This is a genomic window from Streptomyces sp. NBC_01537, assembly GCF_045040445.1.
Taxonomy (GTDB): domain Bacteria; phylum Actinomycetota; class Actinomycetes; order Streptomycetales; family Streptomycetaceae; genus Actinacidiphila.
In genome coordinates this window covers 2,584,236-2,605,701 of the sequence record NZ_CP109392.1, presented here as the reverse complement: position 1 = coordinate 2,605,701, position 21,466 = coordinate 2,584,236, and the positions used below count along the sequence as shown (strand labels likewise).

18 protein-coding genes and 1 pseudogene are annotated in these 21,466 nt (G+C 72.8%); 14 read left to right on the top strand and 5 right to left on the bottom strand.

Annotation, left to right across the window (positions count from 1 at the left end; genetic code table 11):
• Nucleotides 1-28 precede the first annotated feature (28 nt).
• The 5 genes from rimO to OG607_RS12015 all read left to right on the top strand — a co-directional run bounded on the left by rimO (nucleotide 29) and on the right by OG607_RS12015 (nucleotide 3,870).
• On the top strand, nucleotides 29-1,558 hold the full coding sequence (rimO, locus tag OG607_RS12035) for a 30S ribosomal protein S12 methylthiotransferase RimO (protein WP_405722387.1): 1,530 nt from the start codon (nucleotides 29-31) through the stop codon (nucleotides 1,556-1,558).
• Entirely contained in the window at nucleotides 1,555-2,196 is a 642-nt protein-coding gene (gene pgsA / locus OG607_RS12030; protein WP_405722386.1) for a CDP-diacylglycerol--glycerol-3-phosphate 3-phosphatidyltransferase, read from the top strand. Before rimO ends, pgsA begins: the two co-directional genes overlap by 4 nt.
• Nucleotides 2,193-2,741 carry a CinA family protein gene (locus OG607_RS12025; protein ID WP_405722384.1) on the top strand — a complete coding sequence of 183 codons (549 nt, stop codon included), beginning with the start codon at nucleotides 2,193-2,195 and terminating at the stop codon, nucleotides 2,739-2,741. The genes pgsA and OG607_RS12025 overlap by 4 nt, the downstream gene beginning before the upstream one ends.
• Before the next feature lie 94 nt (nucleotides 2,742-2,835).
• Nucleotides 2,836-3,225, top strand: coding sequence for a helix-turn-helix transcriptional regulator (locus OG607_RS12020; RefSeq protein WP_329311730.1), 390 nt, complete (start codon nucleotides 2,836-2,838; stop codon nucleotides 3,223-3,225).
• A gap of 174 nt (nucleotides 3,226-3,399) precedes the next feature.
• Complete coding sequence (locus tag OG607_RS12015) at nucleotides 3,400-3,870, top strand: Dps family protein (RefSeq protein ID WP_405722382.1); 471 nt, start codon at nucleotides 3,400-3,402, stop codon at nucleotides 3,868-3,870.
• A gap of 451 nt (nucleotides 3,871-4,321) precedes the next feature.
• On the opposite strand, the gene OG607_RS12010 is transcribed toward OG607_RS12015, so the two are convergent.
• Together OG607_RS12010 and OG607_RS12005 are read right to left on the bottom strand one after the other, a co-directional pair.
• Nucleotides 4,322-5,065 (bottom strand): SDR family NAD(P)-dependent oxidoreductase, encoded by a 744-nt coding sequence (locus tag OG607_RS12010; RefSeq protein WP_405722380.1) that lies wholly within the window; start codon nucleotides 5,063-5,065, stop codon nucleotides 4,322-4,324.
• 14 nt (nucleotides 5,066-5,079) lie between these two features.
• Nucleotides 5,080-5,883 carry a DNA-formamidopyrimidine glycosylase family protein gene (locus OG607_RS12005; RefSeq protein WP_405722378.1) on the bottom strand — a complete coding sequence of 268 codons (804 nt, stop codon included), beginning with the start codon at nucleotides 5,881-5,883 and terminating at the stop codon, nucleotides 5,080-5,082.
• Between the two features lie 144 nt (nucleotides 5,884-6,027).
• On the opposite strand from OG607_RS12005, the gene OG607_RS12000 reads away from it, so the two are divergent.
• The gene (locus tag OG607_RS12000) at nucleotides 6,028-6,984 is read left to right on the top strand and encodes an IS481 family transposase (protein ID WP_405722375.1); all 957 of its coding nucleotides are present in this window, start codon (nucleotides 6,028-6,030) and stop codon (nucleotides 6,982-6,984) included.
• On the opposite strand, the gene OG607_RS11995 is transcribed toward OG607_RS12000, so the two are convergent.
• Nucleotides 6,981-11,690: a DEAD/DEAH box helicase gene (locus OG607_RS11995; RefSeq protein WP_405722372.1), complete on the bottom strand. Its 4,710-nt coding sequence runs from the start codon at nucleotides 11,688-11,690 to the stop codon at nucleotides 6,981-6,983. The two genes, OG607_RS12000 and OG607_RS11995, sit on opposite strands and share 4 nt — an antisense overlap.
• Before the next feature lie 76 nt (nucleotides 11,691-11,766).
• On the opposite strand from OG607_RS11995, the pseudogene OG607_RS11990 reads away from it, so the two are divergent.
• The 3 genes and pseudogenes from OG607_RS11990 to OG607_RS11980 all read left to right on the top strand — a co-directional run bounded on the left by OG607_RS11990 (nucleotide 11,767) and on the right by OG607_RS11980 (nucleotide 13,723).
• Nucleotides 11,767-12,646, top strand: a pseudogene (locus OG607_RS11990) (AraC family ligand binding domain-containing protein).
• Between the two features lie 82 nt (nucleotides 12,647-12,728).
• Nucleotides 12,729-13,406 (top strand): AzlC family ABC transporter permease, encoded by a 678-nt coding sequence (locus OG607_RS11985; RefSeq protein WP_405736701.1) that lies wholly within the window; start codon nucleotides 12,729-12,731, stop codon nucleotides 13,404-13,406.
• Nucleotides 13,403-13,723, top strand: coding sequence for an AzlD domain-containing protein (locus OG607_RS11980; protein WP_405722370.1), 321 nt, complete (start codon nucleotides 13,403-13,405; stop codon nucleotides 13,721-13,723). Before OG607_RS11985 ends, OG607_RS11980 begins: the two co-directional genes overlap by 4 nt.
• Before the next feature lies 1 nt (nucleotide 13,724).
• Here OG607_RS11980 and OG607_RS11975 read toward each other — a convergent pair whose 3' ends face one another.
• Nucleotides 13,725-14,624, bottom strand: coding sequence for a hypothetical protein (locus tag OG607_RS11975; protein ID WP_405722368.1), 900 nt, complete (start codon nucleotides 14,622-14,624; stop codon nucleotides 13,725-13,727).
• A 100-nt stretch (nucleotides 14,625-14,724) separates the two neighbouring features.
• On the opposite strand from OG607_RS11975, the gene OG607_RS11970 reads away from it, so the two are divergent.
• The 5 genes from OG607_RS11970 (at nucleotide 14,725) to rny (ending at nucleotide 19,701) form a co-directional block, all read left to right on the top strand.
• Nucleotides 14,725-14,919 carry a DUF3046 domain-containing protein gene (locus OG607_RS11970; RefSeq protein ID WP_405722366.1) on the top strand — a complete coding sequence of 65 codons (195 nt, stop codon included), beginning with the start codon at nucleotides 14,725-14,727 and terminating at the stop codon, nucleotides 14,917-14,919.
• A 21-nt stretch (nucleotides 14,920-14,940) separates the two neighbouring features.
• Nucleotides 14,941-16,179 carry an AI-2E family transporter gene (locus tag OG607_RS11965; RefSeq protein ID WP_405722364.1) on the top strand — a complete coding sequence of 413 codons (1,239 nt, stop codon included), beginning with the start codon at nucleotides 14,941-14,943 and terminating at the stop codon, nucleotides 16,177-16,179.
• A gap of 227 nt (nucleotides 16,180-16,406) precedes the next feature.
• Nucleotides 16,407-17,522, top strand: a complete 1,116-nt coding sequence (recA, locus tag OG607_RS11960) for a recombinase RecA (RefSeq protein ID WP_405722361.1) — start codon at nucleotides 16,407-16,409, stop codon at nucleotides 17,520-17,522.
• A 3-nt stretch (nucleotides 17,523-17,525) separates the two neighbouring features.
• Nucleotides 17,526-18,113: a recombination regulator RecX gene (recX, locus tag OG607_RS11955; RefSeq protein WP_405722359.1), complete on the top strand. Its 588-nt coding sequence runs from the start codon at nucleotides 17,526-17,528 to the stop codon at nucleotides 18,111-18,113.
• A gap of 145 nt (nucleotides 18,114-18,258) precedes the next feature.
• Nucleotides 18,259-19,701, top strand: coding sequence for a ribonuclease Y (gene rny, locus OG607_RS11950; RefSeq protein WP_405722357.1), 1,443 nt, complete (start codon nucleotides 18,259-18,261; stop codon nucleotides 19,699-19,701).
• Here the strand turns inward: rny and OG607_RS11945 are convergent.
• Nucleotides 19,682-21,436 carry an FAD-dependent monooxygenase gene (locus OG607_RS11945; RefSeq protein ID WP_405722356.1) on the bottom strand — a complete coding sequence of 585 codons (1,755 nt, stop codon included), beginning with the start codon at nucleotides 21,434-21,436 and terminating at the stop codon, nucleotides 19,682-19,684. The two genes, rny and OG607_RS11945, sit on opposite strands and share 20 nt — an antisense overlap.
• Nucleotides 21,437-21,466: the final 30 nt, after the last annotated feature.

Genomic DNA, 21,466 nt, shown 5'->3' with positions numbered 1-21,466 from the left:
AGCGGGCCCGACAAAGTAGGCTGAGGTCATGCCCGAACCCCGTACCGTCGCTCTTGTCACGCTCGGCTGCGCCCGCAATGAGGTGGACTCCGAGGAGCTCGCCGGCCGTCTGGCGGCGGACGGCTGGCAGCTCGTGGACGATGCCGGCGACGCCGATGTCGCCGTCGTCAACACCTGCGGCTTCGTCGACGCCGCCAAGAAGGACTCCGTGGACGCCCTCCTTGAGGCCAATGACCTCAAGAGCCAGGGCCGCACCCAGGCCGTCGTCGCCGTCGGCTGCATGGCGGAGCGGTACGGCAAGGAGCTCGCCGAGGCGCTGCCGGAGGCGGACGGCGTACTCGGCTTCGACGACTACGCGGACATCTCCGACCGGCTCCGGACGATCCTGGCCGGCGGCGTCCACGCCCCCCACACCCCGCGCGACCGGCGCAAGCTGCTGCCGATCAGCCCGGCCCAGCGGCAGGGCGCCGAAGGCGTGGCGCTTCCGGGGCACGCGCAGGCGGCCGTTCCGGCTCAGGCTCCGGCTCCGGGACAGGCTCCCGAGGACCTTCCCGACGGCCTCGCCCCCGCCTCCGGGCCGCGCGCGCCGCTGCGCCGCCGCCTGGACAGCAGCCCGGTCGCCTCGGTCAAGCTCGCGTCTGGCTGCGACCGCCGCTGCTCCTTCTGCGCGATCCCGTCCTTCCGGGGCTCGTTCATCTCCCGCCGCCCCTCCGATGTGCTGGGCGAGACCCGCTGGCTGGCCGAGCAGGGCGTCAAGGAGGTCATGCTCGTCAGCGAGAACAACACCTCGTACGGCAAGGACCTCGGCGACATCCGCCTGCTGGAGACGCTGCTGCCGGAGCTCGCCGCCGTGGACGGCATCGAGCGGATCCGGGTCAGCTACCTGCAGCCCGCCGAGATGCGGCCCGGGCTCATCGACGTGCTGACCTCCACGCCCAAGGTCATGCCGTACTTCGACCTGTCCTTCCAGCACTCGGCGCCGGGCGTGCTGCGGGCCATGCGCCGTTTCGGTGACACCGAGCGCTTCCTGGAACTGCTGGACACGATCCGCGGCAAGGCCCCCGAGGCGGGTGTGCGGTCCAACTTCATCGTCGGCTTCCCCGGCGAGAGCGAGGCGGACCTGGAGGAGCTGGAGCGGTTCCTGTCCTCGGCGCGGCTGGACGCGATCGGCGTCTTCGGGTACTCCGACGAGGACGGCACGGAGGCGGCCACGTACGACGGCAAGCTCGACGTGGACCTGGTCGCGGAGCGGCTGGCGCGGGTCTCCCGGCTGGCCGAGGAGCTGACCGCGCAGCGGGCCGAGGAGCGGCTGGGCTCGGAGATCCGGGTCCTGGTGGAGAGCATCGACGAGGAGGAGGGCGAGGCGGCCGGCCGGGGCGAGCACCAGGCGCCGGAGACCGACGGCCAGGTCGTCCTGACGTCCTGGGAGGGCCTGGAGCCGGGTTCCATCGTCTCCGCGAAGGTCGTGGACACCGAGGGCGTCGATCTGGTCGCCGAGCCGCTGACGTCCTCCTCGCTCGTGTCCTCCTGTACGGAGCCGGAGGAGGCGGGCAGATGACCGGAGTACCCGCGTCCGCCGCCGGCAACCACCGTCCCGCGCCGGTCGCTCCCGCGGCCCCCAAGGCCGGGCTGTGGAACATCGCCAACATCCTCACGATGGTGCGGCTGCTGCTGGTGCCCGGCTTCGTCCTGCTGCTCGTGCACGAGGGCGGGCACGACCCCGCCTGGCGTTCCTTCGCGTGGGCGGCCTTCGCCGTCGCCATGATCACGGATCTGTTCGACGGCGAGCTGGCCCGCCGCTACGGCCTGGTGACCGACTTCGGCAAGATCGCCGACCCGATCGCCGACAAGGCCATCATGGGCGCGGCCCTGGTCGGGCTCTCGGCGCTGGGCGACCTGCCGTGGTGGGTCACCGTCGTCATCCTCGTACGTGAGATCGGCATCACACTGATGCGCTTCTGGGTCATCCGATGGGGCGTCATCCCGGCCAACCGCGGCGGCAAGCTCAAGACGCTCACCCAGGGCATCGCCGTCGGCATGTACATCCTCGCCCTCACCGGGCCGCTGGCCACGCTGCGCGCGGTGATCATGGGCGCGGCCGTGATCCTCACCGTCTGGTCCGGGCTCGACTACGTCCGCCAGGCCGTGGTGCTGCGCCGCGCCGGGCTGGCCGCCCGGCAGGAGCAGCGGCCATGACGGACACCGCGGCCGCGGTGCTGCGGCTGCTCGATGAGCGCGGCGCCACGCTGGCCGTCGCCGAGTCGCTGACCGGCGGCCTGGTCGCCGCCCGGCTCACCGCGGTGCCCGGCGCCTCGCGGAGCTTCCGGGGCTCGGTGACGGCGTACGCCACCGAACTCAAGGCGCGCCTGCTGGACGTGGACCCGGCCCTGCTGGCCGAGCACGGCGCCGTCGACCCGCGGGTCGCCCGCGAGATGGCGGCAGGCGTACGGAGCCGCCTGGGCGCCGACTGGGGCCTGGCCACCACGGGGGTCGCCGGGCCGGACCCGCAGGACGGCAAGCCGGTCGGGACGGTGTACGTGGCGGTGGCCGGACCGGAGGGCTTCCTGGAGGCCAGGGGCCTGCTGCTGAGCGGGGACAGGGCGGGGATCCGGGCACGGACCGTGAGCGTCGCTCTGGACCTCCTGGAGCACTCACTTGTGTCAGGCTTGGAAACTCCTGGCGAATCGCCAAGGGCGAAGGATAGGGAAGACAGTGGGGGGAAGGGATGTTTGCAGCCCTGAGTGAACACGTCATCGCTCCCCGCACGGCCGAGGCCCGAGGCGGTACGGTGGGGCGAGAAGGTTGCGATATCGCGGTCCGAGGAGGGAGCCACCGATGATTCTGCTCCGTCGCCTGCTTGGTGACGTGCTGCGTCGGCAGCGCCAACGCCAGGGCCGCACCCTACGTGAGGTCTCCTCGTCCGCCCGGGTCTCCCTGGGCTACTTGTCGGAGGTCGAACGGGGACAGAAGGAGGCCTCCTCCGAACTGCTCTCCGCGATCTGCGACGCCTTGGATGTCCCGATGTCCGAGGTGATGCGGGAGGTCAGCGACGATCTGTCGCTTGCCGAGCTGGCGGAGTCGGCGGCTTCCGGGTCCGCTGCCGCGCCTGTGCGGCCGCTGCTGGGCGCGGTCACGTCCGTACCGTCCGCCGGTCGTCCGGAGGAACGGGTCACCATCAAGGCGCCGAAGGCGCCCGCCGAGGCCGTGGACGTCGTCGCGGCCTGAGTGGCGAAGTGGGTCTTGCTGGGTCTTGCGCACGGGCCCCGGTCGGCGATGCCGGCCGGGGCCCTGTGTTTCTTGTGTTTCCTGCGTTTGCGGTGTGCCGAGTGGGCAGGCGTAAATGAGGTTGTTGCGGAGAATCCGTAACAACCCGTGCGTTTTCCGACTGGAGGCACTGGTATGACCGTCGTCACGAGCACCCTGTCCCCGCCCGACCGCAAGATCACCGGTGAGGCCCTGCAGGGCACCCTGGTGGATCTGATAGACCTCTCGCTGGTGGCCAAGCAGGTTCACTGGAATGTCATCGGCCCGCGCTTCCGCTCGGTCCACCTGCAGCTCGACGAGGTCGTCACCCTGGCCCGTACGCACGCCGACACCGTCGCGGAGCGCGCCGCCGCCATCGGGGTCACCCCGGACGGCCGGGCCGGCACCGTGGCCAAGACCAGCGGCATCGACACCGTCACGGACGGCTGGGTCAAGGACACCCAGGTCGTGGAGATCCTGGTCGAGGCGCTGGGCGCGGTGATCGCGCGGATGCGCGAGCGGATCGACGCCACGGACGAGCCGGACCCGGTCTCGCAGGACATCCTGATCGGGCTCACGGCGGATCTTGAGAAGTACCACTGGATGTTCCAGGCGGAGAACGTCTGAAGGTCTCAGTGCCTGAATGTCTGACGCGTCAAGCCGGTGACGGCGCTTCTGACCCGATCGGGTGAAGGATCGGGTGCGGTCGGCCGTAAAGGTCTAGCGATCTTGCCGGGCGGGCATCGGTCCTGGCGTACCGGGGAAGTCTTGGGGGTTCCCCGCCGCACCTCTCGGGGTACCGAAGGAGGCGGCTATGCGCGCTCTCCGGATTCTGTACACGTGGACCCTTCGGGCCCGGCGGCCGGTCCGCCTGGCGACAGCCCTCCTCGCGGGCGCCTTCTGGTGGTGGGCCGCCCTGCGGTTCGCCGTCGCCCCCGACCGGACAGGCCCCGTCGAGGGCCTCCTGGCCGCCGGCGGCTGGGGCCTCAGCCTCATCCCGCTGCACTCCGTCACCCGGTCGGAGTCACCGGCCCGCGTGTCCGGGCGGGTGCCCGGGCCCAGAAAGCCTCTTCGGTACCTACCACGGCATGGCCACTCCGCCGTTCGGCCGCAGGATCTGGCCCGTCATGAACGCTGAGTGGTCGGAGGCGAGGAAGAGCACACTGCCCGCCACGTCCCCTGGGTCGCCCACGCGGCCCAGGGGCGTGGCGCGTGCCATGGCCTGCTCCCGGTCCGATCCCGCGGTCATGGGGGTCCGTACGAAGCCGGGGGCGATGGCGTTGGCGCGGATGCCGTACGGGCCGAGCTCGGTGGCCAGGGTCTTCGTCAGCTGGACGACGGCGGCTTTGGAGACGCTGTAGCAGAGCAGGCCGCTCCCGCCGGTGTCGATCGCGCCGGAGGCCATGGTGATGATCGAGCCGGAACCGTTCGGCTTCATCGCGCGGGCCGCCGCGCGGGCGCAGTGCAGGACGCCCTTGAAATTGACGGCCAGAACGCGGTCCAGGTCCGCCTCCTCCGTGTCCAGGACGGAGCTGCTGTGCATGACCCCGGCGATGGCGGCCAGGATGTCGAGCCGCCCATGGGAGCCGACCGTCTCGCGGACGGCCTCTGCGGTGTCGGCGCTGTCGGTGACATCCAGCGCGCGGGCGGTCGCGGTGCCGCCGGCCTCGGCGATCAGCTTCACGGTCTGCCGCGCGCCCGCCTCGTCCCGGTCCGCGCAGACGACGGTGGCCCCGGCCCCGGCGAGCAGCAGGGCGGAGGCCCGGCCGATCCCGCTGGCGGCGCCGGTGACGAAGGCCGTACGTCCGGTGAGTTCAGCCATGAACTGACGGTACGTCAAATAGTGGGCGGAGTGGGACCCCTCTGACACCGCGGGCACCAGTACGTCACGCGCTCCTGGCCCGCCGGACCCTGCTGCGCGACCCGCACGCCGGTCCCGCAGCGCAGGCAGGGGCGGTCGGCCCTGCCGTAGACCCAGTGCGTGCGGCCGCGGCGGGTGTCGCCGGTGGTGATGTGGCCGGGGCGCGCCTTGTTCGCCTCCAGCAGCCGCTTGGCCAGGGCCACCAGCCGCTCGGGGGCGGGGACTTCGGCGGCGGGCGTCCACGGGGTGACACCGCGCAGGAAGCACAGCTCGGACTTGTACACATTCCCCAGGCCCGCCAGATTCCGCTGGTCGAGCAGTGCCTCGCCCAGCGGGCGGTCCGGCTCTGCCGTGAGTCGGCGTACCGCCTCGCCCGGATCCCAGTCCACGCCCAGCAGATCCGGCCCGAGATGCCCGACGGCCCTGTCCTCCTCCGCCGTCGGCACCAGCTCCAGCACCGGCAGCCGGTACCCCACCGCGACTCGCTCCGCCGTCCCCAGCACCGCCCGCACCTGATGCGGCGGCCCGCCGCGCCAGCGCTCGCCGGGGGCGTACAGGTGCCACGAGCCGTCCATCATGAGGTGCGAGTGCAGGGTGGCGCCGCCCTCGATACGGGCCAGGATGTGCTTGCCGCGGGGGACCACCGCCTCCACCCGGCGGCCGGTGAGGTCGGTGGTGGCCAGTTGCGGGACGCGTAGGTCGAAGCGGGTGAGGGTGTGGCCGGCGAGCGCGTCGCTCAGGCGCCGCGCGGTCAGCCAGACGGTGTCTCCTTCGGGCATGCCCCCATCGTGCCCGCCGTCGCGTCCGCTACGCCCGCTAGGTGTATTGATCACGAGCGTTGTTGACACGTGTCGTGCTTGATCAAAGGTGAAGACCTCCGGTGTGGTGGAGCTGTCTAGGACCGCACCACACCGGAGGTCTTCGTGTCCCACCGTAATGCCCGGCTGACCGTTCACGGCAGGCGACTGCTGGTCGAGCGTGTCACCTCGGGCCGGCCCGTCGCCCACGTGGCCGCTGAGATGGGTGTCTCCCGCGCCACCGCCCACAAATGGGTCCGCCGGTGGCGGGCCGAGGGCGAGCCGGGCCTGCACGACCGGCCCAGCAGTCCCCGCACGACCCCGCACCGCACCCCGGCCGCGACCGAGCAGGACGTCTGCCGTCTGCGCCGCGAGCGCAAGCTCGGCCCGGCCCGCATCGGCCCGATCCTGGGCCTGCCCGCCTCGACCGTGCACCGCATCCTGACCCGCCACGGCCTGCACCGCCTGGCCTTCCTGGACCGCCCCACCGGCCAGGTCATCCGCCGCTACGAACGCGACCGCCCCGGCGAGCTCATCCACGTGGACGTGAAGAAACTCGGACGGATCCCCGACGGCGGCGGCCACAAAACACTCGGCCGCCAGGCCTCCCGCGCCACCAAGACCGGCGTCGGCTTCGACTACGTCCACTCCGCCGTCGACGACCACACCCGCCTGGCCTACAGCGAGATCCACCCCGACGAGAAAGCCGCCACCTGCGCCGACTTCCTCCGCCGGGCCGCCGCCTTCTTCACCACCTGCGGCATCCACCGCATCGAACGCGTGCTGACCGACAACGCCTGGTCCTACCGCAAAAGCACCCAATGGAAGCAGGCCCTCACCGACCTGGACGCGACCGGCAAACTCACCCGCGCCTACCGGCCCCAGACCAACGGCAAAGTCGAACGCTTCAACCGCACCCTGCTCGACGAATGGGCCTACCTACAGCCCTACACCAGCAACGACCAGCGCACAGCCGCCCTGACAGACTTCCTCCACAGCTACAACCACCATCGCAGCCACACCGCACTCAAAGGCCAGCCCCCGATCAGCCGCGTCAACAACCCTGCGGGTCAATACAGCTAGGCCCGCAGTCGCAGGCCACGTGGTGTGGCATGGAAGCCGGAGGCTTCCAGCGCACGGCCGAGCGCGGAGGTGAGCGCGGACTCCCCGTTCGTCCGCTCCACCGTGAGCCGCCCGAGCGCACCCTCCCGTACGGCCAGGGCGAGCGCGTCGACCGCCGCCCGCAGCCGCCCGTCGGCCTCCTCCCCCTCCCCGGGCCACGCCAGCAGTGTCTTGCCGCCGCGCTCTACGTAGAGCGTGAGCTCGCCGTCGACGAGGACGACGAGCGCGCCGGCCTTGCGCCCCGGCCGGTGGGTGACGCCGGGCGGCTGCTCGGGCCAGGGCAGGGCGGCGCCGTACGCGTTGGCGGGGTCGGCGGAGGCGAGCACGACGGTGCTGGTGCCCGGGGCCTTACCCAAGGGGGTGGTGCTGAGGGCGCGGAGGCGGTCGACGGCGCCGTCCATGGCGAACTGGGCCGCGCCGAGCCCCTCGACGACGTAGCCACGCCGGGCCTGGCCGGTCTCCTCGAAGGCGGCCAGTACGCGATAGGCCGCGGAGAAGCCGCCCTCGATGCCCTCGGCGGCGACCGCGCCCCGGGTGACGACGCCGTGCCGGTCCAGCAGGACATGGGTGAGCGCGTGGGCGCGCAGCGTCGGGTCCTGCTCGACGGCCGGGAGCAGGGACCAGCGGCCGGCCGTGGTGGGCGGGCCCGTACGGGAGGCCGTGGCGCGCGGGGCGCGGCCGGCCAGGGAGCCGTAGCGGCCGCGCGGGACGGCGCGGGGGGCCCGGTGGGCCGTGGAGCCGGCGGTGCGGCCCGAGCCGAGGAGGGCGCGCAGCGGGGCGAGGGTGTCGTTGGTGAGCCGGCCGGACCAGGCCAGGTCCCAGACGGCGTCGGCGAGTTCGGGGTCGGCCGTGTCGGTGCCCGAGGCCCGTACGTGGTCGGCGATCTGGCGGAAGAAGAGCCCGTAGCCCCCGCCCAGGGCATCCAGGACGGCCCGGTGCAGCGGCGACAGCTCCAGCGGCTGCGCCGACGGAAGCAGCAGCGGCGCGGAGTCGGCCGGATAGAGCGACAGCCAGCCGTCCTTGCCCGGCAGCGCCCCGGCGCCCGCCCACAGCACCTCGCCGGAGGCCGTCAGCTCGTCCAGCATCGCGGGCGCGTAGCCGGACACCCGGGCCGGGAGGACCAGCTTCTCCAGCGCCGAGGCCGGCACGGCCGCGCCCTGGAGCTGCTCCACGGCCCGTACGAGTCCGTCGAGGCCGCGCAGGCCGTGCGTGCCCACGTGCTGCCACTGCGGCAGGAATGTGGCCAGGGTGGTCGGCGGCACCGGCTCCAGCTCGTGCCGCAGCGCGGCCAGCGAACGCCGCCGCAGGCGCCGCAGGACCCCCGCGTCGCACCACTCGTGCCCCGCCCCGCCGGGCCGGAACTCGCCCTGGACGACCCGGCCGGGCGCCGCCAGCCGGTGCAGGGTGCCGTCGGCCACCGCGGTGCCCAGGCCGAAGCGCCCGGCGGCCTCGGCGGAGGTGAAGGGGCCGTGGGTGCGGGCGTACCGGGCGAGGAGGTCGGCCAGCGGGTCCTTGACCGGTTCGGTGAATGCCTCGGGGACGCCGACCGGCAGCGCCGTGCCGAGGGCGTCCCGCAGCCGCCCGGCGTCCTCGATCGCCGCCCAGTGCTCCGCGCCCGCTATCCGCACCCTGATCGCCCGGCGGGCCGACTCCAGAGCCCGCGCCCAGCCCGGCTCGGCACCCCGCGCGCCCAACTCGTCGTCCGTCAGCGGCCCGAGCATCCGCAGCAGGTCGGCGACACCCTCCGCGTCCTTGACCCGGCGGTCCTCGGTCAGCCACTGCAGCTCCTGCTCCAACTCGACCAGCACATCGGCGTCGAGCAGCTCGCGCAGCTCGGCCTGGCCCAGCAGCTCGGCCAGCAGCCGGGAGTCCAGCGACAGGGCGGCGGCGCGGCGCTCGGCCAGCGGCGAATCGCCCTCGTAGAGGAACTGCGCCACGTAGCCGAAGAGCAGCGAGCGAGCGAAGGGCGAGGGCTCGGGGGTGGTGACCTCGACCAGCCGCACCCGGCGGGCCTCGATGTCGCCCATCAGCTCGACCAGGCCGGGCACGTCGAAGACATCCTGAAGGCACTCGCGGACGGCCTCCAGGACGATCGGGAACGACCCGAACTCCGAGGCGACCTGGAGCAGTTGGGAGGCCCGCTGGCGCTGCTGCCACAGCGGGGTGCGCTTGCCGGGGCTGCGGCGCGGCAGCAGCAGCGCGCGGGCCGCGCACTCGCGGAAACGGGACGCGAACAGCGCCGAGCCGCCGACCTGGTCGGTGACCAGCTGCTCGACCTCGCCCTTGTCGAAGGCGACATCGGCCGCCCCGACCGGTGACTGCTCGGTGTCGAACCCGGCGCCCTGCTTCGCCGGATCCATGTGCATGTCCATGTCCAGCAGGTCCATGCCCAGCATGTCCGCGTCGGGCAGCCGCAGCACGATGCCGTCGTCGGCGTGCATCACCTGGGCGTCGAATCCGTACCGCTCCGCCAGCCGCGCGCCGAGCGCGAGCGCCCACGGGGCGTGCACCTGCGCGCCGAAGGGGGAGTGGACGACGATCCGCCAGTCGCCCAGCTCGTCCCGGAAGCGCTCGACCACGATCGTGCGGTCGTCCGGCACATGGCCGCAGGCCCGGCGCTGCTCGTCCAGATAAGCCAGGACGTTGTCCGTCGCCCACGCGTCCAGCCCTGCGGCCGCCAGCCGCTCCCGGGCCTGCTCCGGGGCCAGGCGGCCCACCTCGCGCAGGAACGCGCCCACCGCGCGGCCGAGTTCGAGCGGCCGGCCCAGCTGGTCGCCCTTCCAGAACGGCAGCCTGCCCGGCACCCCGGGGGCGGGGGAGACCAGGACCCGGTCGCGGGTGATGTCCTCGATCCGCCACGAGGTCGTGCCGAGCGTGAAGACATCGCCGACCCGGCTCTCGTACACCATCTCCTCGTCCAGCTCGCCGACCCGGCCGCCGCCCTTCTTCGGGTCGGCCCCGGCCAGGAACACCCCGAACAGCCCCCGGTCCGGGATCGTGCCGCCCGAGGTCACCGCGAGCCGCTGCGCCCCTGGGCGGCCGGTGACCGTGTTGGCGACCCGGTCCCAGACCAGGCGCGGGCGCAGCTCGGCGAAGGCGTCGGAGGGATAGCGCCCGGCCAGCATGTCCAGGACGGCGGTGTACGCGGAGTGCGGCAGCCCCGCGAAGGGCGCGGCCCGGCGGACGACGGCCAGCAGCTCGTCCACGTCCCAGACGTCGAGGGCGGTCATCGCGACCAGCTGCTGCGCCAGCACATCCAGCGGGTTGGACGGCACGCGCAGCGACTCGATGGCGCCGATGCGCATGCGTTCCGTCACCACCGCCGACTGCACCAGATCGCCCCGGTACTTGGGGAAGACCACGCCCGTGGACACCGCCCCGACCTGGTGCCCGGCCCGGCCGACCCGCTGCAGCCCGGAGGCCACGGACGGCGGCGACTCCACCTGGACGACCAGATCCACCGCGCCCATGTCGATGCCCAGCTCCAGGCTGGACGTCGCCACGACGGCCGGCAGCCGGCCCGCCTTCAGATCCTCCTCGACCAGCGCCCGCTGCTCCTTGGACACCGACCCGTGGTGCGCGCGGGCCAGCACGGGCGGCGCGCCCTGCGCGGCCCCGGACTGGGCCATGATCTCGGCGGGCGGGCGGCCGGTGTCCGGCAGCGGCTCGCCCGTGGCGCGCTCGTACGCGATCTCGTTGAGCCGGTTGCACAGCCGTTCCGCGAGGCGCCGGGAGTTGGCGAACACGATCGTCGACCGGTGCGCCTGCACCAGGTCCGCGATCCGCTCCTCCACATGCGGCCAGATCGACGGCCGCTCGTCCCCGGCCGCCGCCGGCCCGCTGTGCCCGCCGCCGTTGGCAACCGGGGAGCCGCCCAGCTCGCCCAGATCCTCCACCGGAACGACGACCGAGAGATCGAACTGCTTCTCCGAGGGCGGCTGGACGATCGTCACCTTGCGCTGCGGCGACAGGAAGCGGGCCACCTCGTCCACCGGCCGTACGGTCGCCGACAGCCCGATGCGGCGGGCGGGCCGCTCCAGCAACTCGTCCAGCCGCTCCAGCGACACCGCGAGATGCGCGCCGCGCTTGGTCCCGGCGACCGCGTGCACCTCGTCGAGGATCACGGTCTCGACGCCGCGCAGCGCGTCCCGCGTCGCGGAGGTGAGCATCAGGAACAGCGACTCGGGCGTCGTGATCAGGATGTCCGGCGGCCGCGTCGCCAGCGCGCGCCGCTCGGCGGGCGGAGTGTCGCCCGAGCGGATCCCGACCCGCACCTCGGGCTCCGGCAGCCCCAGGCGTACGGACTCCTGCCGCAGCCCCGTCAGCGGGCTGCGGAGATTGCGCTCCACGTCCACGGCCAGGGCCTTCAGCGGCGACACGTACAGCACCCGGCAGCGCCGCTTGGAATCGGCGGGCGGCGGCCCGGCCGCCAGCCGGTCCAGCGCCGCCAGGAACGCCGCCAGCGTCTTCCCCGACCCCGTCGGCGCCACCACCAGCACGTCCGACTCCTCGGCGATCGCCCGCCACGCCCCGGCCTGCGCCGCCGTCGGCGCGCGGAACGCTCCCGCGAACCACGCCCGCGTCGCCGGCGAGAAGGCGTCCAGAGCCGCCACCGGGTCCTGCGGCTCCGGCGTTCCTGGGCTGCCCTGTGCGCTCCGACGTGACATGCCTTCCATCCTGCCTCGCCCCACTGACAATCCGGCCGGCACGGCGTGCCGTAGGCGCGATCCGCACAATGGAGTCATGGCACCCGCACCCGCATCCGCGTCTGCATCCGCGCCGGCGGAACGCGCACGCCACTGGGCGCACCCGGGGCTCCCCGGCGTCGACCTGCTGCGGGCGCACTACGTACAGCACACCTTCCCGCGCCATGCGCATGACGGATACGTGATCGCCGCCGTGACCCGGGGAATCGAGGTCGTGGGCCTCCCGCAGGGAGAAGCACAGGCCGGGGCGGGCAGCGTCGTTCTGATCAACCCCGAGACGCCGCACACCGCGCACGCGGGCACCGGCGAGGGCTGGAGCTACAAAGTGCTCTACCCGGCGGTCGGCGTGATCGCCGACGTGGCCGCCGAGATCTCCGCGATCCGCGGCACCCCGTCGTTCACCACGTCGCTGCTCGACGACCCCGAGTCCGCCCGGCTCATCGCGGACGTGCACCGGGCAGCCGAGTACGACAACCCGCTCGCCGCGGACTCCATCCTCCGGCTCGCCGCCGCAGGACTGCTGCGCCGCTGGGGGGCGGCGCCGGCGAGCTCACCGGCCGCCAGGGGCCGGTGAGCTCGCAGCGCGGCGGGCCAGGGAGCTTCTGGAGGCGAGAATCAGCACGCCGCCCAGCCTGGACGAGCTGGCCGCGGAGGTGGGCACCAGCCCGTTCGCGCTGCTGCGTGCCTTCCGGCGGGCGTACGGGCTGCCGCCGCACGCCTGGCTGACCGGGGAGCGGGTCCGGGCGGCGCGCCGGATGCTCGAGGCGGGCAGGGCACCGGCGGAGACCGCGGTGGCGGTCGGTTTCACCGACCAGCCGCACCTGAACCGGCACTTCACGCGCATCGTCGGCGTGCCGCCGGGCGCGTATCAGCGGGAGCGCAGGAACGTACAAGACCTGGCCGGTCGCGCTCCTTAGTGTCGGGTCCGTGACCGCGACATCCACAGAGCCCGAAGAAACCGAAGAGCCCGACAGGTCCGATGAGCCCGACGAGCCCGAAGTGCCCGAGGCGAGCGGCAGGCCCCGGCCTCGCTCCGCCGTGATCCGCGACGCCCTGGGTGTGGGGATCGCGGTGGGGCTGTCCGGCTTCGCCTTCGGCGTGACCTCGGCGGGCGCCGGGCTCGGCGTCGCGCAGACCTGCGCGCTCAGCCTGCTCGTCTTCACCGGCGCCTCGCAGTTCGCGCTGGTGGGGGCCCTGGGCGCGGGCAGCAGCCCGCTGGCGGCCGCTGCCGGGGCGTTCTTCCTCGGCGTGCGCAACGCCTTCTACGGGCTTCGGCTGTCCGAGCTGCTGCGGCTGTCGCCCGCCGTGCGCCCGCTGGCCGCGCACTGGGTGATCGACGAGACCTCGGCCGTGGCCCTGGCACAACCGGACCGCGCCGGCGCCCGGCTCGGCTTCACCGTCACGGGCATGAGCCTGTACGGGCTGTGGAACCTCACCACGCTTCTCGGCGCCCTCGGTGCCTCCGCGCTCGGTGATCCCGGCGCCTGGGGGCTGGACGCGGCCGGTCCGGCGGTGTTCCTGGCCCTGCTCGCGCCCATGGTGCGGAGCCGCCAGGAGCGAGCGGCCGCCGGGCTCGCCGTGCTCCTCGCGCTGGTGTGCCTGCCACTGCTGCCCGCCGGGGTGCCGGTCCTTGTCGCGGCGCTGGCCGCCCCGCTGGTGCTGGCGGTGGCGCGATGACCACCTGGACCACCTGGATCGCCATCGGCGCCACCGCCTTCGGCTGCTACGCCGTGAAACTGCTCGGCCTGTCCGTCCCGGCCGGCTTCCTGGAGCGCCCGCTCGTGCGGCGGCTCGCGGCCCTGCTGCCCGTCGCCCTGCTGGCCGCGCTCACCGCCATCCAGACCTTCGGCACGAGCAGCCGCACCCTGGTCCTGGACGCCCGCTGCGCAGGCCTCGCCGCGGCCGCTGTCGCCCTGCTGCTGCGCGCGCCGTTCCTGGTGGTCGTCGCGGCGGCGGTCCTGGCGACCGCCGCCGTACGGGCCCTGGCAGGCTGACTCAGACGCGCCCGTACGCGCGCAGCGTGCGCAGGGCCTCGATCGTGACGACAGGCCGCCCCTCGAGCCGTGTGCCCGGGGCCCACTCGCGCCACAGGATCGGCCAGCCGCCGTCGTCCTGCTGCTGGGCGGCGAGGAAGTCCAGGGAGCGCTCCAGTTCCGCGTCCGAGAACCACCGCCGGCCGAGCGAACCGGGCGTGCGCGCGAAGTCGTACGCGTAGTGGTGCTCGCCCGGCGCATAGCCCGGCGGAACGGAATGGCCCTCTGCGCGTGCCGGGTCGAGCACGACCAGCCGCTGCTCGCGCAGGAGCCGTCCGATGCGGTCGGCGGCGGCGCGTGCGCGTACGCGATCCGGCGCGGAGTCCAGGAAGGCCAGGGCGGCGAGAACCTCGTAGGGATGGGTCTTGTCCAGCGACTCCACGACGTCCCAGCAGAAGTCCGTGGCCCGGAACAGCCAGGCGTGCCACACCTCGTTGCGGTGCAGCACCCCCACCACGGGCCCGGTGGCCAGGAGGTCGCCCGGCGGGTCGTCCACGACCGGGATCCAGGGCGCGGCCGGATAGCCGCGCAGCGAGGGATGGACCGCGGGCAGGGCGCCGTCCGGCGCGGAGACCGAGGTCAGATAACGGCACACGCGCTCGGCGCGCTGGACGCCGCAGCGGCCGATCTCATCGAGCACGCGCAAGGCGTACGCCGTGTGCAGCGGCTGGCTCACCGGGCCGCGCAGATCGGGCTCCAGGGCATGTCCGTAGCCCTCGTCGTCATTGCGGTACGCGCTCAGTGCGGCCTCCACCGCGTCCGGCGGTCCCTGCAGGAAGTGGTAGGCGAACCTGCGCTGCTCAAGCACGCGGGCGGTGAGCCACACGAAGTGCTCGGCGCGCGCTAGCGGGGTAGCTGGCATGTGCGCACAGTAGGGCGCCCCGCCGCCGCTGCCTACGACCAGGACGAGGGAGCACCCGGCCGTGCGACCATGCGCCCCCCAGGACGGGATACTGGTGCGCATGAAGTTGACGGTCTTCTGGGAACGGATGCGCGCGCACTTCGGCGATACGTACGCGGACTCCTTCGCCCGCGATCATGTGATGGCCGAACTGGGCGGCAGGACCGTGGTCCAGGCGCTGGACGAGGGCTGGGAGGCCAAGGACGTGTGGCGTGCGGTGTGCGCGGCTGTTGATGTGCCCTCCTCGAATCGCTGATCGGTAAGCGAGACTTGGCCCGTGGCAGGAAACGCAGGAAACGCGGCAAGCGCAGGAAGCGCGGGCGGTACCGGGAGCGCGGGCAGCGCCGGGAGCGACGGAGGCGGCGGGGCGGCCGGGGAGCCGGAGCCGGGCACGGCGCCCGGTGCGGGCATGCCGCGATGGCTGCCGCGGGCCATGGTGATGGCGCTGGCCCTGCTCGGTGCGTTCCAGCTCGCGAACTGGGCGTTCCACCAGGTCATCGGGCTGCTGGTGAACATCCTGATCGCGTTCTTCGGCGCGCTGGCGATCGAGCCGGCGGTGGACTGGATGGCGGCCCGCGGGGTGCGCCGGGGGATCGCCACCGGGCTGGTGTTCCTCAGCGTGCTGGCGGCGGGCGGGCTGTTCGTGGTGCTGCTCGGGTCGCTGCTGGTCGACCAGATCACCACGATCGGCCGGAATCTGCCCAACTACGTGGACGATGTCGTCCTCTGGCTCAACCAGACCTTCGGCACCGATCTTTCTGTCGGCAAGCTGCAGGACAATGTCCTGCACTCGGACTGGCTGCGCAATTACGTGCAGAACCAGGCCAGCAATGTGTGGGGGCTGTCCGGTGCCGTCCTGGGCGGCGTCTTCCAGTTGCTCACGATCACGCTGTTCAGCTTCTACTTCGCGGCCGACGGCCCCCGGCTGCGCCGTGCGCTGTGCTCCGTACTGCCGCCCTCGCGCCAGGCGGAGGTGCTGCGCGCCTGGGAGATCGCGGTGGCCAAGACCGGCGGCTACCTGTACTCGCGGGCGCTGATGGCGCTGATCTCGGCCGTCGCGCACTATGTGCTGTTCCAGGCGCTGAACGTGCCGTACGCGCCCGCGCTCGCGGTCTGGGTGGGTGTGATCTCCCAGTTCATCCCGACCGTCGGCACCTATCTCGCGGGTGCGCTGCCCGCTCTGATCGCGTTCACCGAGGATCCGTGGGACGCGGTGTGGGTGCTGGGCTTCGTGGTGGTCTACCAGCAGTTCGAGAACTACGTGCTCCAGCCGCGGATCACCGCCAAGACGGTCGACATCCACCCTGCTGTGGCCTTCGGCTCGGTGATCGCCGGCACCGCCCTGCTGGGCGCGATCGGCGCGCTGGTCGCCATCCCGGCCACGGCGACGCTGCAGGGCTTCCTCGGGGCATACGTGAAGCGTTACGACGTCACCGATCCGCGCGCCCACGGTCCGCAGCGCCGGCGGGGACGCTCCCTGGTGGCGAGGATCAGGCGCAGGCTACGGCGCGGCTGACGCGGGCTGACGCGGGCTGACAGGAGGTCTGACGGTCCCCGTGTCTCGCTTGACACGGAAATCGAACATCCATTCTCATGGATGTTCCAGGCCCGATTTCCCGCGGACTCAATGGGGACTTTCCGCTAGTTATCCACAGCCCGGAAGGACGTCAGGGCGCATTGTCAGTGGCAGGCAGTAGCGTCATGGACGTGAAGCGATCGACTCAGACATCCCGGGTGGAGCCCATGGCAGGAACCGACCGCGAGAAGGCGCTCGACGCCGCTCTCGCACAGATTGAACGGCAGTTCGGCAAGGGCGCTGTCATGCGCCTCGGCGAGCGGCCGAACGAGCCCATCGAGGTCATCCCCACCGGGTCGACCGCACTGGACGTGGCCCTCGGCGTCGGCGGCCTGCCGCGCGGCCGCGTCGTGGAGGTCTTCGGCCCGGAGTCCTCCGGCAAGACGACCCTGACCCTGCACGCGGTGGCGAACGCGCAGAAGGCCGGCGGCCAGGTGGCCTTCGTGGACGCCGAGCACGCCCTCGACCCCGAGTACGCCAAGAAGCTGGGCGTCGACACCGACAACCTGCTGCTCTCGCAGCCGGACAACGGCGAGCAGGCGCTGGAGATCGTGGACATGCTGGTCCGCTCCGGCGCCCTCGACCTCATCGTCATCGACTCGGTGGCGGCCCTCGTGCCGCGGGCCGAGATCGAGGGCGAGATGGGTGACTCGCACGTGGGTCTGCAGGCCCGGCTGATGAGCCAGGCGCTGCGCAAGATCACCAGCGCGCTGAACCAGTCCAAGACAACCGCGATCTTCATCAACCAGCTCCGCGAGAAGATCGGCGTGATGTTCGGCTCGCCGGAGACCACGACCGGTGGCCGCGCGCTGAAGTTCTACGCCTCCGTGCGTCTGGACATCCGCCGTATCGAGACCCTCAAGGACGGCACCGACGCGGTCGGCAACCGCACCCGCGTCAAGGTCGTCAAGAACAAGGTCGCGCCGCCGTTCAAGCAGGCCGAGTTCGACATCCTCTACGGCCACGGCATCAGCAAGGAGGGCGGCCTGATCGACATGGGTGTCGAGCACGGCTTCGTCCGCAAGGCCGGTGCCTGGTACACGTACGAGGGCGACCAGCTCGGCCAGGGCAAGGAGAACGCCCGCAACTTCCTGAAGGACAATCCCGACCTCGCCGACGAGATCGAGAAGAAGATCAAGGAGAAGCTGGGCATCGGCGTCAGGCCGGAGGTCATCGGCGAGCAGCCCGGCGCGGACGCCGCCACATCGGCAGTGCCTGCCAAGGCCGAGGTGCCGGCGCCCAAGGTGGTGAAGGCGACCAAGGCGACCGCCGCCAAGGCCTGACCCATGGCACGCACGGCACGCCGATACACAGACCGCGGCGGCTCTGACTCGTCGAGGGCCGAGAAGGAGCCGCCGCCAGCAGAGCCGGCCGACCCCGAGGAGCGGGCGCGGGCACTGTGCCTCCGCCTGCTCACGGGGACGCCCCGGACCCGTAAGCAGCTCGCTGACGCCATGCGCCGCCGGGAGATCCCGGAGGAGGTGGCCGAGCATGTGCTGGAGCGGTTCCAGGACGTGGGGCTCATCGACGACGAGGCCTTCGCCAACGCCTGGGTGGAGTCCCGGCACCGGGGCCGGGGCCTCGCCCGGCGGGCCCTCGCCCAGGAGCTGCGCACCCGGGGAGTGGACAACGAGCTGATCGGCCGTGCCGTCGAGCAGCTCGACTCCGAGCAGGAGGAGCTGGCCGCCCGCGCTCTCGTGGACCGCAGACTCGGCGCGACCCGCGGCCTGGAGCGCGACAAGCGCATCCGCCGCCTCGCCGGGATGCTGGCCCGCAAGGGGTACTCGGAGGGGGTCGCCCTGCGGGTGGTCCGGCGCGCGCTGGAGGAAGAGGGCGAGGACCCGGAGTTCCTGGAGCCCTTCTTCGGGGAGTAGGGCGAGCAGATGGGCGCGGCAGGGGTCTGCCCGGGTGAGCGTCACCGGACCGTGCGGTGGCCGGTTCCTTGACCATGTCTGTGAGTCGACTTAGCCTCACAAACGGGTGAGGGAAAGCGGCCTCAGAGATACGGGAGTTGGTGCCATGGGCATCGCGCTGGGGACCGGATCCATGCTCTCCCTCGTGTTCGTCCTGGTGGCTGTGGCGGCGGGCGTCCTGCTGCACCGGCTGCGCAATGAACGCGAACGTCTGAGGACCGCCGCCGAACGCGAGGTCCGGGAGATCCGGGCCGACCTGGAGCGCCGTGAGCAGCGGCTCGCCGACCGCGAGGCCCGGATCGATGCCGAGTCCGAGCATCTGCACACCCGCAGAAGGGAATTGACCGAGGAGCGTGAGGCGCTGGAGCGCCGTCGCGCAGAGGTGATCCGGATCGAGGACGAGCGGCGCGTCATCCTGGAGCGCGTCGCCTCCTACACCGCCGTCGAGGCACGCACCGACCTCGTCCGCTCCGTGGAGCAGCAGGCCAAGCGTGAAGCGGCCGTGATCGTCAGGGACATCGAGCGGGCCGCCCGCGAGCGGGGCGAGGAACGGGCCTGCCGGATCGTCGCCACCGCGATCCAGCGGGTGGCCGGCGAGCAGACCGCCGAATCCGTGGTCTCCGTGCTTCACCTGCCAGGCGACGACATGAAGGGCCGCATCATCGGCCGTGAGGGCCGCAACATCCGGGCCTTCGAGGCCGTCACCGGCGTCAATCTCATCATCGACGACACACCGGAAGCGGTGCTGCTGTCCTGCTTCGACCCTGTGCGCCGCGAGGTCGCCCGGCTGACCCTGGAAGCCCTGGTCGCAGACGGCCGCATCCACCCGCACCGCATCGAGGAGGTCTACGAGCGCAGCGTCGCCGAGGTCGAGCAGCTCTGCGTACGGCACGGCGAGGACGCGCTCACCGACACCGGCATCACCGACATGCACCCCGAACTGATCGCGCTGCTCGGCCGGTTGCGCTACCGCACCTCCTACGGGCAGAACGTGCTCGGCCACCTGCTGGAGTCCGCGCACCTCGCCGGCATGATGGCCGCCGAACTCGGTGTCGAGCCCGCCCCCGTCAAGCGCGGCAGCCTGCTGCACGACATCGGCAAGGCACTCACCCACGAGGTCGAGGGCAGCCACGCCCTCATCGGCGCCGACCTCGCCCGCAGGCACGGCGAGAACGAGGACGTGGTGCACGCCATCGAGGCCCATCACAACGAGGTGGACCCCCGCACGGTGGAGGCCGTGCTCACCCAGGCCGCCGACGCCATCTCCGGCGGCCGCCCCGGCGCCCGGCGCGAGTCCCTGGAGAGCTATGTGCGCAGGCTCAAGCGGCTCGAGCAGATCGCCGCGGCCCACGCAGGGGTCGCCAAGGTCTTCGCCATGCAGGCCGGCCGCGAGATCCGGGTGATGGTGCGCCCGGAGGACGTGGACGACATCCAGGCGCAGGTCATCGCCCGTGACGTGGCCAAGCAGGTCGAGGAGGAGCTGACCTACCCCGGGCAGATCCGGATCACGGTCGTACGGGAGTCGCGGGCTACCGAGTTCGCCCGCTGACCGGTTCGGACGGCTCGGGGGACGGCGCGTCCGCCTGTTCCGGCCCTTGCCCCGGCCCTTGCTCCGTCCCCTGCGCCGGTACCGGCGGCCCGCCGCGCGCGAGGTCGGCGTACGAGTAGAGCTCGGCGGGCCGGCAGCCGGTCATCACGGTGACCAGGTGCCCGTCCGGCCGGATCAGCAGCACGCCGTGCGCGGTGGAACCCGGATACGCCTCCGCGACCAGCAGCTCGGCGCGGGTCGGCAGCGCGGCCACCGCCTTGGCCAGCCGCGGCATCAGCCCCGCCGTCAGCCAGTGCCGGCTCTCCCACACCCCGGTGCCCGGCGCGATCAGCACCACCAGCAGATGCCGGCCGAGCCGCTCGTACAGCCGCGCCCGCGAGCCGTCCAGGGCGGTGACCTCGACATCGGTGACCGCCGCGCCCACCGGCGTGGCACAGGCCGCCACCAGCGGCGAAGCCGCACCCCCGGAGGCCCCGCGGGGCGCGGGCACCGCCAGCGGGGACCGGGCGTACACCGGTGGCGCCCCGAGCGGCCCGCGCCCGAGGTGGCTGTCGGTCAGCAGCTCGGCGTACCGCCGCGCGGATCCCGACAGGCCGGACAGCAGCGAACGCCGCACGCTGTGCAACGCCCCGTCGGCGCGCAGCAGTGGCAGCACCTGGTCGGTGGCCCGCAGCCGGGCGCCCACCGCGCCGCGCCGCTCGGCCTGGTAGCTGTCGAGCAGGGTGCCGGAGGCGCCGTAGTGCCAGGCCGCGGACAGCTTCCACGCCAGGTTGTCGGCATCCCGAAGGCCCTCCTCGACGCTCTGGGCGCCGAGCGCGCCCGTCAGATGTGCCGCGTCCCCGGCCAGGAAGACCCGGCCCGCCCGCCAGTTCCGCGCCAGCCGCTGGTGCACCGGGTACTCGGCCGAGCCCAGCAGCTCGTACGGGGGCACCTCCCCGCCGTTCCACGCCGCGAGCGTGCCGCGGATCCGGGCCACCAGGTCGTCCGAGGTCAGCGGACCGCCCTTGGCCGGCAGCAGCCAGTCGAGCCGCCATACGCCGTCCGGCAGCGGCCGGGCCGTCACCTCAGGCCCCAGGCCCGCACCCGGTGGGTCGAGGTGCAGCAGGGCCTCGGTCGGCGCGGGCAGCCGGACCCGCAGGGCCGCCACCGCGTACCGGTCCACGGCGGTGCGGCCCGGGAAGCGCACGCCCAGCAGCTTGCGCACCGTCGAGCGCGGGCCGTCGCAGCCGGCCAGATAACTCCCGCGCCACCAGGTCGCGTCCGTGCCCTTGGTGTGCACGGTCACCCCGGAGCCGTCCTGCTCCAGCGTGTCGACCCGGGCCCGCGGCACGATCCGCACCAGGTCCTTCGCAGGCGAGGCCGCCGCGGCCGCCCGCAGCCCGCCCTCCAGCTGTGCCTGCGAGATGTGCAGCGGCGAGGCCGGAGCCGGGGCCGGACCAGAGGACAGTGGACCCGAGTCCGGGCCGGGACCGAAGTCAACCCGTACGGCCTCCTGCCGGCGGCGTACCGTCCGCCACGCCGTCCAGGACAACCCGTCGCCGTGCACGCCGGCGTATCCCAGCCGGGCGACCAGGCCCGCCGTGGGCGGGCTCAGCACAGCGGTCCGCTCCGCGCCCGCCCGCGCTCCCTCTCCGTCCGTCTCGTCCAGCACGATGCTCGGCACGCCGTGCCGGGCCAGCCCAAGCGCGAGGGCGAGTCCCACCGGACCCGCCCCCGCGATGATCACCGGGTCCACAGCGCGGTCCCCGGAAGTTGTGCAGTCACA